The 14883-nt window shown below is 43.0% G+C and carries 13 protein-coding genes and 1 pseudogene; 11 read left to right on the top strand and 3 right to left on the bottom strand.

What is annotated here, in order from left to right; all coding sequences use genetic code 11:
- Positions 1-3 precede the first annotated feature (3 nt).
- Positions 4-651 carry a transglutaminase domain-containing protein gene (locus tag R8G66_11250; protein ID MDW3192936.1) on the top strand — a complete coding sequence of 216 codons (648 nt, stop codon included), beginning with the start codon at positions 4-6 and terminating at the stop codon, positions 649-651.
- Positions 652-737: 86 nt separating this feature from the next.
- On the top strand, positions 738-1790 hold the full coding sequence (locus R8G66_11245) for a tyrosine-protein phosphatase (GenBank protein ID MDW3192935.1): 1053 nt from the start codon (positions 738-740) through the stop codon (positions 1788-1790).
- A 314-nt stretch (positions 1791-2104) separates the two neighbouring features.
- Here the strand turns inward: R8G66_11245 and R8G66_11240 are convergent, their stop codons facing one another.
- Entirely contained in the window at positions 2105-4135 is a 2031-nt protein-coding gene (locus R8G66_11240; GenBank protein ID MDW3192934.1) for a c-type cytochrome, read from the bottom strand.
- A gap of 108 nt (positions 4136-4243) precedes the next feature.
- Positions 4244-4770: pseudogene (gene mog / locus R8G66_11235) on the bottom strand (molybdopterin adenylyltransferase).
- Between the two features lie 73 nt (positions 4771-4843).
- On the opposite strand from mog, the gene R8G66_11230 reads away from it, so the two are divergent.
- Positions 4844-5344: a hypothetical protein gene (locus R8G66_11230; protein ID MDW3192933.1), complete on the top strand. Its 501-nt coding sequence runs from the start codon at positions 4844-4846 to the stop codon at positions 5342-5344.
- Positions 5345-5366: 22 nt separating this feature from the next.
- Here R8G66_11230 and R8G66_11225 read toward each other — a convergent pair whose 3' ends face one another.
- The gene (locus tag R8G66_11225; GenBank protein ID MDW3192932.1) at positions 5367-5807 is read right to left on the bottom strand and encodes a DUF3299 domain-containing protein; all 441 of its coding nucleotides are present in this window, start codon (positions 5805-5807) and stop codon (positions 5367-5369) included.
- Positions 5808-6023: 216 nt separating this feature from the next.
- On the opposite strand from R8G66_11225, the gene R8G66_11220 reads away from it, so the two are divergent.
- From R8G66_11220 to R8G66_11185, 8 genes are all read left to right on the top strand, one after another.
- Positions 6024-6365 (top strand): MerC domain-containing protein, encoded by a 342-nt coding sequence (locus tag R8G66_11220; GenBank protein ID MDW3192931.1) that lies wholly within the window; start codon positions 6024-6026, stop codon positions 6363-6365.
- 82 nt (positions 6366-6447) lie between these two features.
- Positions 6448-7350, top strand: a complete 903-nt coding sequence (gene bla / locus R8G66_11215) for a class A beta-lactamase, subclass A2 (protein MDW3192930.1) — start codon at positions 6448-6450, stop codon at positions 7348-7350.
- A gap of 51 nt (positions 7351-7401) precedes the next feature.
- Positions 7402-8628, top strand: coding sequence for a GTP-binding protein (locus R8G66_11210; protein MDW3192929.1), 1227 nt, complete (start codon positions 7402-7404; stop codon positions 8626-8628).
- Between the two features lie 71 nt (positions 8629-8699).
- Positions 8700-9377, top strand: coding sequence for a hypothetical protein (locus R8G66_11205; protein ID MDW3192928.1), 678 nt, complete (start codon positions 8700-8702; stop codon positions 9375-9377).
- A gap of 162 nt (positions 9378-9539) precedes the next feature.
- Complete coding sequence (gene msrB / locus R8G66_11200; GenBank protein MDW3192927.1) at positions 9540-10070, top strand: peptide-methionine (R)-S-oxide reductase MsrB; 531 nt, start codon at positions 9540-9542, stop codon at positions 10068-10070.
- A gap of 200 nt (positions 10071-10270) precedes the next feature.
- The gene (locus tag R8G66_11195) at positions 10271-11635 is read left to right on the top strand and encodes a S41 family peptidase (protein ID MDW3192926.1); all 1365 of its coding nucleotides are present in this window, start codon (positions 10271-10273) and stop codon (positions 11633-11635) included.
- 26 nt (positions 11636-11661) lie between these two features.
- Entirely contained in the window at positions 11662-12168 is a 507-nt protein-coding gene (locus R8G66_11190) for a hypothetical protein (GenBank protein MDW3192925.1), read from the top strand.
- A 227-nt stretch (positions 12169-12395) separates the two neighbouring features.
- Complete coding sequence (locus tag R8G66_11185; GenBank protein ID MDW3192924.1) at positions 12396-14684, top strand: S9 family peptidase; 2289 nt, start codon at positions 12396-12398, stop codon at positions 14682-14684.
- The last annotated feature ends 199 nt before the right edge of the window (positions 14685-14883 follow it).

Genomic DNA, 14883 nt, shown 5'->3' with positions numbered 1-14883 from the left:
TTGATGCAAACCGATATCATAAGACTTTTTGCGACAGTTGTCCTGTTGATCTGTTTTCGACCAACTATACAGGCGAAGGATTCCATCAACTATCGGCTTTACAACCATGTGGTTGACATTCCGGATAAATACGAAAGGAGTAAAAAACGATTCATCAAATACCTTCAACTTGAGGCGAGCAACGATGCCGAAATGGTAGAAAGTATCTATTACTGGATGACTTTCAATATTGCATACGATCAAGCTATTTATGATAAGACACAAAATCTTTACCTTTTTACAGACTCCTTTTTTTCCAGAAAAGGAATTTGCTCGGAGTATTCCCGGCTATTTGTGGAATTGTGCGATTTGGCTGGTTTAGAAGTAGAGTTTTTGGCTGGTTATGCCAGGACAAATACGTTTACAGGTGCGTTGGATTCCAATGCCCGCCATTCCTGGAATAGGGTAAAACTCAATGACGAATGGAATTTGATAGATACGACCTGGGGAAGCAGATCAAAGCTTAAAGGAGAACAAGTGATCAAAAGAAAACCAAATCTCTATTACCTGTTTATCAGTCCTGAAGACCTGATCAAAACACACTTTCCTGCAAAGACTGAATGGCAAATGCTGGATAAACCATTGACGGAGCAGGAGTTTTTGAGTCAGTGAAAATTGCAAATTGTATTTTTCCTATTTTATCGAAAACAAGTTTTGGAGAGTAGCGTAAAAGCGAAAGGTCAAAAGCCAACTATTTCATGATAATTATACGATTTGCGAGGATTTTGCTTGTGATGATTCTCCTGATTGCTCTTGCTGGAGGTTGTAAGCCTTATGAGCGATTACCCATACCTCCTTACGATTTAAAGGAGCCTGCGATTGATAGTCCCTATTTTGAGGAATGGTTGTCTTCCGGATGGAAGTTGGAAGGTTCAAAAGCTGATGAATTAGTAAACGAACCTAATGATGTAATTTCTCTGGCACAACATCGGCCAGAGGCATCCATGTCTCACCTGGATAGTGCGACGCAACTTGTCGTTTCACATCGACAGATCAAATTTGAAAAAGTGCTAAACTTTCGAGATCTCGGAGGGATCAGGACGGTAGACGGTCGGCAGGTGCGATGGGGAAAGATCTATCGATCGGGTAAGCTGGAAAAGCTTCAATACGATGAGTTTGAAGCCATGAAAACGCTCAATATCAAAACGGTCGTGGACTTGAGAACGGTAGGAGAGGTAGACCATGCGCCTGATAAAATTCCACCAAATCAAGGAGTAGATTGGATACACATTCCTATTTCCGGGATTACCGATGAAGAGTTAGAGAGAACCAATAAAGAGATCAGAAAGCAGACTGCAGAAGAATTTAACGGAGCAGGTAAAATGGAAACGGTGATGGAGCGCTTCGCCGATCAGGGTGCTAAGGATTTCGCCAAAGTATTCAATTTATTGCTAGATGAGGATAACAATAGTTTGGTCTATCACTGTACCGCTGGCAAAGACCGAACGGGGTTGCTTACTGCGCTAATACTGTCCGCACTTGGGGTGTCAGAAGAAGTGATCATGCAGGAGTATTTACTCTCCAATTATTATCGGCATGAGAAGATGGAGCGGAATGCCCGACTGGGTGCACATATTTTGGGTATTGAAACAGCGGCTTCACGAGCGATCATGGATGTACGACCCAATTACCTGAATTCCTCTTACAAACTGATGAAATCAAAATACGGTTCGATTCAGAACTACCTTCGAGACGGACTTGGACTGAGTACTCAGGACCTGGATCGGATGAAGGCACTGTACTTGTATTGATTCCTTTTCATCTAGCCTTTATTGCCCTCGTTCGTGTCTCCACGAACGAGTTTTCGGTTGTAGCTACTTTCATTTCACGTTTGTGAGGACACAACGTCGGCGTAAGATTCCTTTCCATCTAGCCTTTATTACCCTCGTTCGAGTCTTCACGAACGAGTGTTGGATTGCGATTATTTCACGTTTGTGAGGACACAAACGTAGGCCGCAAGAAGCATTAGCAAGCATTCAAAAACACGGATAATCCCACTTAAACAGGGGGCAAGGGGGATTTTTTAAAAATCGTTTTTGAATATAGAGTTAGTAGAGACTCAAATTTAACTCCCATTCCTCACCGGATATCCCATTTGCGCCCAAACCAGGATACCTTCATCGATGATTACCGCATTTTCAAAGCCATTACGTTTCAGGGTATTCCTCACACGATTGGAAGCTGCATGGGGACATGCGCAGTAAATCACGATTTGGGTGCCATCATTGGGAATGTCATCGATGAAGTTTTCAGGGTCTTCATAGTACGGGACAGGTATTGCACCCGGAATGTGCGTCTGACGCCAGGCCACTTCTGATCGCGCATCCAAAATGATCATGCGCAAGCTGTCCTGATACGCTCGGTTCACTTGTTCCGCAGCTACATATTTACCGTCTTTTAATTCGAAAACCGGATCTTCTGCATCGGGATTGAGCACATATTCCTCGGGTGAGGGGACGGAAACGGTATCGGACTCGGGAATGTCCCATCCGGACGCTCGACTTCTCAAAAATGCGGTTAATCCATCAATCTCCTTGGCATTTAAGCTGTCCTTGAATCCGATCATGGGTGTGCCATCACGCCCTTGGGCAATAGCATATCGAAGGAAATGGTCAGTGGCTGTAGCCAACAGCATCGGATTGCCTAATGCCGGGGCTGAAATGCCTTCTCCGTTTGCTCCATGACAAACCGAACAATTTTTGGAATACAGTTCAGCACCCAATGCTACATCGCCAAGTACCGGATCTCTGGGAATTTCTACGGATTCATCCACTTCGCTTACCTGATAAAGCCATTCCAGGAGTAGCTCAATTTCAATGTATTCCATCGGTCCACCTTGCGTGTTAAGATAGCCCGCCATGGCCGTATTGGCACGACCGTACTGCATGGTATATCGCATGAAATTCGTTTCCTTACTCGATGCAAGCAACGATTTTGAACGAAGCGAAGGCGCATGGTCAGCGGCGTATCCTTCTCGGTCTGACCCATGACACAAGGAGCAGTACTTGTCGTAAAGTCCTGAAGCATGCTGTAGGGCCAGACTGTCCAGTTCATCTTCTGGTGTCAACCTTTTTGCCAATTGACTTTGAGAATCAGGCTCTTGCACAAATTCCAATTGAACCCCGAACGCATGTTCTGGTTGAATAATCACATGTTCTGCAGTTCTGGAAATCGCCTCTGAAGGTAGTTCTTTTTCCAGGTACTGGTAAGTAGAATCCAGATTAGTAACGTCAAATCTTACGGCGAATACACCTTCTCCTCGCGATGTGACAAATGCTGTGAGTTGCGGGTTGTTTTTCGCTGAGACCAAATGCAATTCCTGATGCCTGAACACCTGAAACCGGATGATCGAATCACTTTTTTCGATTAGCTCAAGTCCCATTTCCTGATAAGTCTTATGCGCTTTGATAAGGTCTGCTACTGCTATCCGAATTGCGGATGTGCCTACCACTCCATTCGGATGGTCATTGAACCACCGACGATAGATGTAATATGTCCTCCAGTCCTTTTGAACATCAGCATATCCATAATCGATCTTTTCGATGAACCTGGGAAGGAATGCAGGCGGATCTGTTGCATTGAAATCTAAACTTCTTCGTTTTGGAGATCCATCATCCCAGGACCAGCCTTCTGGAGTTTCTGAAGAAGTGCGGTAAGATTGGATGGAGTCCAGTTGATGACCAATCGAAGTGAGGCCCAACAAGGTGGAATCGGTGGAAGAAGTGGATAAGGAGTATAAACGAACGCCTTCGTTGGAATCAAGGAATGACTGCATGAATTCCGATTTTTTATTCTCTTCCAGCGAGTCAGCCATTGACATCAGTTCGAAGGTAGTCATGTCTCCCAGGTTGATGGAAGCCGTGATGGACCCAGCAAATGGACCTTCGTCTCCACTTCCTCTGATGTTGAAACCAAGGGTATCTTCAAAATAGGTGATTGCCGCTTCCAGGTCATTGACCATTAAAGTGGCACCATCGATCCCAGTACCCCGGCCCGTGAGGAAAGGGGATTTTACTTGTTTAGGTTGGCAATTGATGAAAATCAATCCCGAAAGCCACAAGATTAGCATTGATCGAACCATTGGAATAATTTTCATCTCTATTCGAATTTTTGGCCTTACGGCTTTATACGTCAGTAAATATGATGAAACCCGGATCACTGTTGATGCATGATCCGGGCTTTAACTTTTCGTTTATTGGATTACTCATCCTTTTTTAGGCCTGAAAACTTTCATGTGTGTTTCATCAGTTTCCAGATAAGGGCCTTCTATCAGATCAATGCAATAGCAGGAAACACTGCTTCCAGGCACTCACTAATCGATTTGGGTTTTCCTGGAAGGTTGACAATCAGGGATTTACCACGGATACCAGCCGTCTGTCGGGAGAGGATCGCGGTAGGTACATATTGAAGGCTGACTTGTCGCATCAGCTCTCCAAATCCGGGAAGCAGTTTTTCACTAACAGCCATGGTGGCTTCAGGAGTCACATCTCTTATGGCCGGTCCCGTGCCTCCTGTTGTGACGATGAGACAACAACCTTCCTGATCTACCATCCGGATCATCTCCGTTTCTAATTGATCTTGTTCGTCAGGGACTACCGCGTAAACTGCCTCCCATTCTGACACCAGCCACAGATCTAGAAGGCGTTTTACCTCTTTTCCCGGGAGGTCTTCATACTCACCCCGAATGGCGCGATCGGAAACATTAATGATGCCTATTCTTGCTTGCTCCACGTCATTTTGGGTCTTGAAAATGCAACATGGTTGCAATTGTAAGCATCAAAAACTAATTTTCTCCCAAATCGAGATGAATAGGCAAAATATTTTGAGGAAAGTATCTTTCGTAGTATCCATTGCTGCGATGGTGTACTTTTTCGTTTTAGAGAAAGATAGCCCTAGTTGGCATGCCCCATCTGACGATGCTTCCTTCAGTCATTGGAAGATGTTTGCTGAAATCACTTCGGAAAGGAAGTATGTTGAATCAGCCAGCAGTCATTATCGTTTACCCGTTTTCACACCGGATATCCTGGAGATGGAAGGTAGTGATATCAAATTGTCTGGTTACTTTTTGCCTTATTCGAAATGGGATTCGGTCATCATCATTTCGCGATTTCCCAATTCCAGTTGTTTCTATTGTGGACACGCAGGAGTTGAATCCGTTGCGATGGTAACGTTGGAAACTGAAGCTCCTTCGTTTCGAACTGATCAGCGTCTGGCGGTGACGGGAAAACTCGAGTTAAACAACAGCGATGTTAATAAATTAGCGTTTATCATAACTGGTGCCAAGGTGACAAAAGAAGCCTTTTAACCAATTTGCTGAAGATAAAAAGTTATTTAGTATATGGTTCAGCATCTGTGAGAATGAAATTGCATTGATCAAAGTCATCCTGATTTAATTTTAATTTTCCCCTGATGGCCACTCGCTGATCTATTGTGAATTTAGGATGCCCCGGTTTTAATTCTAATTGTACAATAGAGTCAGGTCCGGCAGCTCCGCAGAAAAAACAAGACGCTAATGGATATCGGGAAAGAATATGGAATGTTGCTTCAGATTCCATGATCAGCATGAAGCCCTTGATAATGATTTCCTGACCTTCCAGTTCCTTCACCGACTCACCGAAATTTGGATAGTGAAAATTAGCATCATATTCCTCATTATACTTTTCGGACCAGTCTACGTCCTGCAATGTTTTCCAGTTGATTTTGGTTTGTGCGAGCATCGGAAAAGCCATTGAGAAAGAGAAAAAGAAAATGAAAACCAGTCTAACCATGATGTTTGATACAGTCAATTGAGAACAAAACTAAGTAACTATCATTCTTAAACGCAACTTTGTTGCATCTATGATTGTTATGGTTCTATATTTGCCGCCTTTTAATATGAATTAACGCTCGGATTACCCGGCGGCTTCGGAGTTTAAACACAGATATGAAAAATAGATTCGTAGGACTGCACATAGATTTTATTGGTTTCAGTGCGTCTATGACCTGTGCCTTGCATCGCATTACCTTTTTTACTCACATTCGCACCATTAGCTGGTCTTGAAGTGCTGGAGAATCCATGGATTGAATTTTCTTTCATTGCCGCAAGTTTTGCAATTGCTATTTCATCTTTATCGCATGGCTACAAGAAACATCACCATAAGCCCCTGTCATTGATCGTTGCTGGATTAGGATTTCTAATGATCAGTGCTGGTCAGCTGATCCATTCGGAAGCTTTGGAAGTTCCATTGATGGCTGCTGGGGGATCATTGGTTGCGATTGCACACCTGATCAATTGGAAACATATTCAACAATCGGAGGTGGAGTATCCGGATTGTTGTGAGGAGTAATATTTTTTTGTAGATGCATCGGTAATGAGTGCACCTTACCAACACTTAGCATCCTAACTTTGGAGCAGCTAGTGTAATCATTATGATCAAAAAAATAACCTTCACTTTCCTCTTTGGTTTATTCGTTCTCGCCAAGGTTGAGGCACAGGATATCAACACCCTCAAACAAGCTATCAATGAGGTAATTGACGGGAAATCAGCAACGGTTGGTGTCGCTATCTGGGGGAATAAACCGGAAGATAAGATCAGTGTCAATGGCAGTAAGCACCTGCCGATGCAGAGTGTTTATAAATTTCATCTGGCACTCGCGGTATTGCATCAGGTAGATCAGGGAAAGCTTAGCCTCGATCAAGAAATATCAATTGATAAGTCCTTCATGGAAACTTATCAGCACTTATGGAGTCCACTTCGTAAAAAGTTTCCTGATGGTGTTGAAATCAGTTTAGCGGAGGTTGTTCGGTATACCGTGGCCTGGAGTGACAATGTAGGCTGTGATGTGCTTTTTGAGTTGGTAGGAGGCACTGAAGTGGTTCATGACTATATCCATAGCCTGGGAGTTAAGGATATTGCGATCAAGTACCCGGAAATTGTCATGCAAGACAAATGGCATATTCAATATGAGAACTGGACAACTGTTGATGCGGCAAACCAGTTACTCCAAATTTTCCATGAAAACAAAGGAAATACCTGGAGCGACGAAAGCCATCAATTTTTGCTGCAGATTTTAAAAGATACTCAGACTGGCAAGAAAAGAATTCGGGGGTTCCTTCCAGCGTCTACGGTCGTTGCACATAAAACCGGATACTCAGGAAAGAATGAGGAAGGGCTCTCTGGAGCCGTGAATAACATCGGGATCGTCTTTTTGCCAGACGGAACCTATTTCTATATCAGCGTATTTGTGAGCGATTCTATGGAAACCGATGACACCAATCAGGAAATCATCGCGAGGATTGCAAAGTTGGCCTGGGATTATTTTAATGATTGAACCCATATCAACCTCAATCCAGTTATTCGTCTTTAAATTGAAAAATATCAAGTGAGCAATACAACAGAAAATAATGCTTCAAACCGAATCCCAGCAGTTGTCCTGAATGGATTCCTGGGATCGGGGAAAACAACGCTTTTCCGAAAATTACTGGCCCAATCCAAGAAGAATAACATTCCCGTTTGTGCCATTGTCAATGACATGAGCGAATTGGATGTAGATGGCGAATTGATTGCGGGTACGGATGCTGTGGAGGACAACAATCAGATCATGGAGTCCATTCATGGTTATGTTTTAAGCAGTAAGAAGGGATTGGAATTACTTGATCAGGCGCTTGAAAAGTTGTTATCTACTCAAAGCCCTAATCTCATCATTATAGAGACATCCGGGAGTTGCCATCCACTTCCATTGACCGAATACTTTAATGGCCATGAGCAAGTTCAGCTTGTAGGTATGTTTGCTCTGGTAGATAGTTTGATGCTGGCGCATGATTATAACTACGGTGAGAGTCTTATTCCCCGCTTACAACGAAACCTGACACAAGGCAAGCGTGACACGACCAACCTGTTAGTGGAGCAAATCATGTTTTGCAGTCATTTGATCCTCACAAAAGGAGACCGGATCGAGGAAGGTCGGCTGACAGAAATTGCCTCCTACATTCGACAGATCAACCCCTATGCTTCAACGCATTCTGTTTTCTTTGGCAAGCTCGCAATCGATTCTTTGTTTGAGTTGGAGGAATACAACTACTTCAAGATTGGCAAACTGGTCAAAGAATTGAAGCCCGTATTGGAGGAAGAGGAGGAAAAAGCGGACCGACCTTACGATCTGGCTACACGGGTCATCAAAGATGACCGGCCCTTCCATCCGCAACGCCTCTGGGACGTTTGCCATCAGCACCTTGATCAGCGCATTTATCGCAGTAAAGGATTCTTCTGGCTGGCCAGTCGTGATAAACTATCTCTGCTATGGAATCAGGCCGCAGGTAGCATCAGCCTGGAATTGATCGGCTACTGGCGTGCAGGAGTTGTTGAAGAGGATAATCCCAACATCTCTGATTTCGAGATCCAGGAATTGAAGAAGATGTTGGAGAAAGAGCCTGGTCGCTTCGGGGATCGATGCTGTGACCTGACAGTAATTGGAGATGAGGGACAAGTAGACCGCTTTACTGATGCCTTAAAGGCTTGCTTCCTTACTGACGAAGAAATAGACCTGATGCACTCCGGACACCAGTTTCCCGATCCATGGCCGAAGAACATCGTGCGTGTGGGGGATTGAGATATCTGTCAAATAGATATACCCAAAACTCGAATGAACTTTTTGAAGGATAAAATCGAAATTACGCTATCATGAAACATTTCATTTTAGTTGCTGTGATTTTAGTCTATGGCTGCGGCAACACTAATCAAACTGATCATCGTTGGATCAGGGCATATTCGGACAAGACTATCGAATCGGCAACAATACTCGTAGAGGAGAAGGGTCAAATGAGTGAGGATATGCGGGTGCTAGCTAAAATGAAGGACCTGAATTTACAGATGTCTAATTTATTTGATTCTATTCACGTTCTTCCTAAAGAAGAAATACTGAAACGAACTTCAGTATTCATCGAGGAAATGGAAGTGCAATCAAGTCTCCTGAACAAGTTTTTTAACCTGACTGCAACTTCATCAGATGAGGATTTTCAACTTCAATTATCCTTATTAGAAATTGAACTGCTGAATTATTATCAATCCAGAATTGAAATAATGGAAGTAGCCTTTGATCGATTGGAGCTAATTTTCATCCCAACAGAGTTTAGTTCCAAAAGAATCAAGGGTGAAGTAGTTTTTGTTGCTATCAGTGATAATGTCGAGAAGTTTTCAAAAATTTACATTAACGGTAAGGAGATAAAAGTAAAGAAAGGACGTGGACTCGTGGACATGCCTGTTTCTGAATTAAAGGATGGTAATGTGAATGCGAAAATCGTCATGGAAAATTCACAATATCAGGTAGAACAGGAGCTTAAGTTACTTCGTGAATTCTGATAGCTTTTTTGAAAGATGAAACTATGAAAGTGAATCCTTCCCACCCAAAACCTATCGGGGAAACGACAATTAAAATATCTATTCGGGCAATTGTATAGTTAATTGAAGAGATTAGTAAACAAATGGTTTAACCTTCCGTTATCGCAAGAAAATTAGAATACTATGAGATTATCGATTGCCTTTACGCTAGTCCTTGCATTCCTTACCGGGGCTTGCCAGACAAAATCCGGTTCAACAGAGGAATTAAACTCATACCCCATCCAAAAAACTGACACGGAATGGAAATCACAATTGTCGGATTTTCAATTTTACGTACTGCGTGAGCAGGGAACAGAACGGGCTTTTTCGGGAGAATACTGGAACAACAAGAAAAAAGGGATCTATTATTCTGCGGCTACCGGCCAGCCTTTGTTCAGTTCGGAGCATAAGTACAGATCAGGGACAGGATGGCCAAGCTTTTACAAGCCCATCGAAGACAATGCTGTTGCAGAGATCGTTGACAGAAGTCATGGCATGGTCCGTACAGAGGTCGTAGATACCGGAAGTGGCTCTCACCTGGGACATGTGTTCAATGATGGTCCGGCACCTACTGGGCTGCGTTATTGTATGAATTCTGCTTCTCTGCTCTTTGTAGCAGAAGGAGATGAATTGCCGGCCATCGTCAAAGAATGGCAAGCAAAGCAGGGTGAGTGATTGTCCGTATTCCTGATTTATGCAGAAGATTTCTCAAAATGAGACTTATTGGTCAGATTGATTAGGTGTGGCCAGTCTGGTGTTTGTTAATAGGAAGAATCTCCTTGCTTGCAATCAGCTGCAGAATCCGATATTTTAGACGTATAAATTTCCGTCAAATCTCTCTCTTTCATGGATGATTTGACGCCAAATTCGTGGAGATGAGGAATCTGGTCTTATTCGCTTGGTTATTTGGTTTCACTCAGGTTTTAGCCCAAAACCTTGAACCATCTCAGGTAAATGACGACTTGACTTATCTAGCGGATAACATTAAGACATATAATCCTGCGCTTTCATATTATCACCCGGAATTTGATCATCGATCCAATCAACTCATCAGTCAATCCGCGGGCGAAGAACGATCTACCTTACATTTTTTCTCTCTGGTAAGTCAACTGTGCGCCATGGCCAATGAAGGCCATTTTGTGGTGCATGATTGGGAAGATGAGCTTCATCAAGGGTTTGGAAACAATACTTATGCCTATCTGCCCATTCAAGTAAAGATCAGAGCACAAAGGCTCTATGTCTACGGAGATTTTACGGATGAACAGCCATTTGAGAGAGGAGATGAAATCATAGCTATCAATGGTGTCAAAACCGAACAGATCTTACGTGAATTAGTCAAGCATGTTCCTTCGGATGGAGACATCCTGACGTACGCCCATCGGAAAATAGAAGATCGATTTTCCACATTGTATTATTTATACCTCGAACAGCCCCAGACCTTTGAGATCACCTTTTACGATAAAAAAGGAGTGGAGCAAATCGTGTCATGTGCTGCGCTGGTACGGGAGGCTTTAGTGACTAACTTAAGAAAATACTACCCATCTGAGCCAGGTAATACCGCGACAAATGAACAAGGGTTTTATGATTTGGATTATCATGCGCAATACGCCTATTTGAAGTTGCCTTCATTTGACTTTAGAAGAGTCAACAAGTACCGTGTTAAATCCAAAAAGATGTATAAAACCATCTTTGAAGAGTTGCAAAACAAGGAGATCAAACACCTGGTCATTGATCTCAGGAATAATACAGGTGGCAGGAACGAGTTCGCAGATGATATGATTCCTTTCATCTCAAAGTCATCAATCAATGATCCCTTTGTAAAAAAAACGATCTCATGGGATCAGCAAGAGAAAACTTACAAAAAGCCGAATCCCTCAAAACTGGCTTTCAAGGGTGAGATATATGTTCTGATAAATGGGAAGACTTATTCTGCTGGAAATACCTTGGCCAGGTACCTGAAAGAATACGGTAATGCGAACATGATTGGTGAAGAAACAGGAACACGATACGAAGGCTTTGCGGCGGGATCGACACAGGAAATCATTTTACCTCATTCAAATCTAAAAATTGGAATACCCAGATATCTCATCAGTTTTCCGGCCTCAGCTAAACAAAAGACTTCAAATAGGGGGCTTTTGCCTGATCATGAAATTGAAAATGCACTTGAAGTTCCCGTTGCTGGACCTGACGCCTATCTGAGAAAGGCCATTGAGTTAATCACCGAATCTGATTTTAATTAATCCCCTGGAAGAAATCAATTTTTGCAATGCATCACTTCAACTATAAAAACAGATCCCTAACTTCCGGTCCCCATCTGATCGGTGCACTGTTCATTCTTGCCGGCTTGTTTGCGCTAGCGAGTCCATATATTTTCAATATGGTGGTTTCTACAGAACGTGTAATGGCTGTAGGGATCGGTGCCACACTCTTTGGCCTCTTGATCGTTACTTCATACAGCGGGGTATTGATTGACTATAGTCAGAAAAGGTATAAAGAATATACCTCCGTTGCTGGTTATAAGTTTGGCGAATGGGAGGTGCTTCCGACGGTATCAGAAGTTCAGGTCTTGTCTATTAGTTACATTCATACAAACTCGCCGAATGGTGTAAGCCCCACGCTTTCAGGTAGAGTGACCGACTACAAAACATTGCTTTATGCGGATGATGGGCAGCCCTTGCTTTCATTGGACTACACGAATAAGAATCAAGCCGTAAAACAAGCTGAGGACCTGGCGTCCAGTTTGAATGCTGAACTGGTGTTCAAGCTTTCCTAATTAAAGGGGAGATCAGTCTTTTCGGGTATTTTGTTGTCAATTAAAATCACCCCGGAGTTGTGTTTCGTGGTGATTTTACAATTTTTTCTGTTCGACTGTAATATTTCATTGACTTGAGCGACTAATGCCTCAGAATCGAATGAATGGCCCAGGTATTACTGTGAAAAAGTAATGATCAGGTACAACATTTTTAAATCTCAAAAGTCAAAAATCAAACTATCTCAACAATGAAAAAATCACTTTTCTTTCTATCATTAATCCTCCTGGTCGGTGCATTGAAAGCACAGACCGTAGAAGGTGATTGGAGTGGGAAATTGAATGCCGGAGGGCAGGAAATTCCCCTGGTGTTTCATTTCTCAGGAACCGATGATGCCCTCACCGCTACCATGGACAGCCCTTCACAAGGTGCGAATGGTATTCCTGTTGAAAAGGTCAGTTTTACCGATGGTGAGCTAAACCTTTCACTAATGGGAGGGGCAATTGCTTATGTTGCTCAGATCAGCGGAGACAAAATGGAAGGTACTTTCAAACAAGGAGGTGCTGAACTGCCACTGAATATGTCCAAAGGGGAATTGGAAAAGCCAGGGAATACCACATTGCCAAGCACAGAAGATCAACTGGCGGCCCTATCCGCCAAAGAAAGAGGCAATTACAAATACTCGGTTGCAGATTACTTCGCCAAACCTGCTTCTTCCTCGTTCCAATTGTCTCCGAACGGAACTTACATGAGTTATCGTGAAAAAGATGAAAAACTGAAAAATCATGTTTATGTCAAAAACGTTCAGACCGATGAGGTCAAGCGCGTGACCACGGAGGGTGAAGAATTGGTGCGCGGTTACGGTTGGGCCAATGAAGACCGCTTGATTTACGTAATGGACAAGGGGGGCAATGAAGATTATCACTTGTTTGCCGTGGATGTGGATGGAGCCAATGAAAAGGAACTGACGCCTTACGAAGGGGTTAAAGTGAACATTCTGGCCTTGATCAAAGAGGACAAAGATCATATGATCATTTCCATGAACAAGAATAATCCTCAGGTGTTCGACCCGTATAAAATCAATATCAACTCAGGGGAATTAGTGCAGTTGTACGAGAATACAGATCTAGCCAATCCGATCATGGGCTATGAATTTGATAAAGATGGCAACCTTCGTGGCTTTGCCAGGCTGAAAGGTGGCATCAATACCGAAATGTATTATGCAGTAGAAGAAGGAGATTATCAACTGAAGAAAACGGCCAAATGGGACGATACTTTTAGTATCCTTAGCTTCAACTACGCAACCGAGAATCCACATGATGCCTATGTGCTTTCCAATCTGGAGTCGGACAAGACCAGGATCTACCTCTACGATTTAGAGAAAGACGAAATGATTGAAGAGCTATTCGCCAATGAAAACTATGATGTTTCGGGAATGGACATTTCTCGCAACCGAAACTGGGAGCTGGATTATTTCAGCTATGAAGGTGAGAAATACAAAATCGTTCCGGTAAGCAAATACTACAAGAAGCTGCATAAGAGACTAGAGAAGGAATTTCCTGATTACGCTTTTTACCTGACAGATCAGACAGATGATGAAGGTCAATATTTGATCTATGTAACAAGTGATAAATTATATGGTAAATATTATTCCTATGATGTTGCCAAGAATGAGATCAAATTGTTGTTTGACCTCATGCCGCAGTTGAAAGAAGAAGACATGGCTGAAATGCTTCCTATCTCTTTCACCAGCCGTGATGGAATGTTGATCCATGGATACATCACGTTACCAAAGCAAGCACTACAGGGAAAGAAAGTCCCTGTCATTGTGAATCCACATGGAGGACCACAAGGCATCCGCGATTCCTGGGGCTTTAATCCAGAGTCGCAATTATTTGCCAGCCGGGGATATGCGACCCTGCAAGTGAATTTCAGAATCAGCGGGGGATATGGCAAGGAATTCCTCCGAAGTGGATTCAAGCAGATTGGACGTAAAGCCATGGATGACGTAGAAGATGGCTTGCAATATGTGATTGATCAGGGCTGGGTAGACAAGGATAAAGCGGCCATTTATGGTGGTAGCCACGGTGGATATGCGGTTTTGCGTGGAATGACCAAGACTCCTGACCTTTATGCATGTGGTGTGGATTATGTTGGCGTATCCAATCTCTTTACTTTCATGGAAACGATTCCTGCATATTGGGCACCTTATCTTCCCATCCTGAAGGCGGTATGGTATGATCCAGAAATTCCGGAAGAAAAAGCGATCATGGAGGAGGTATCTCCGGTATATCATATTGATAAGATCAAAAAGCCACTATTGGTGGTGCAAGGAGCCAATGATCCAAGAGTGAATATTGACGAGAGCGATCAAATTGTAGAAGCACTTCGTAGCAAAGGAATGGATGTTCCTTATCTGGTGAAGTACGATGAGGGTCACGGATTTGGCAAAGAAGAAAACCGAATGGATTTGTACGAAGCGATGATGGGCTTCCTGGCGGTTCATTTGAAAGAAACCATCGAGATAGGTACAGACTAAGATTGAATTAATAGAAATATTGAGCACTACTAGCGAAATGAGAGGTTCATTTGCGCTGGTGGTGCTTTTCTTTTTTTAATCGATTTGTTGGCGTTAATTACCAGCAGCACCAATGAGTAAGTGCTGGTCAGTAACTGGATATTTTTCAAAGGTTGAAATGAAATAAGTCGATTAAAGATAAGTGATATATTTCTGTATT

Source organism: Cytophagales bacterium (assembly GCA_033344775.1).
Lineage (GTDB): Bacteria > Bacteroidota > Bacteroidia > Cytophagales > Cyclobacteriaceae > JAWPMT01.
The sequence above is the reverse complement of the archived record's forward strand: the minus strand, read 5'-3'. Positions and strand labels throughout refer to the sequence as shown.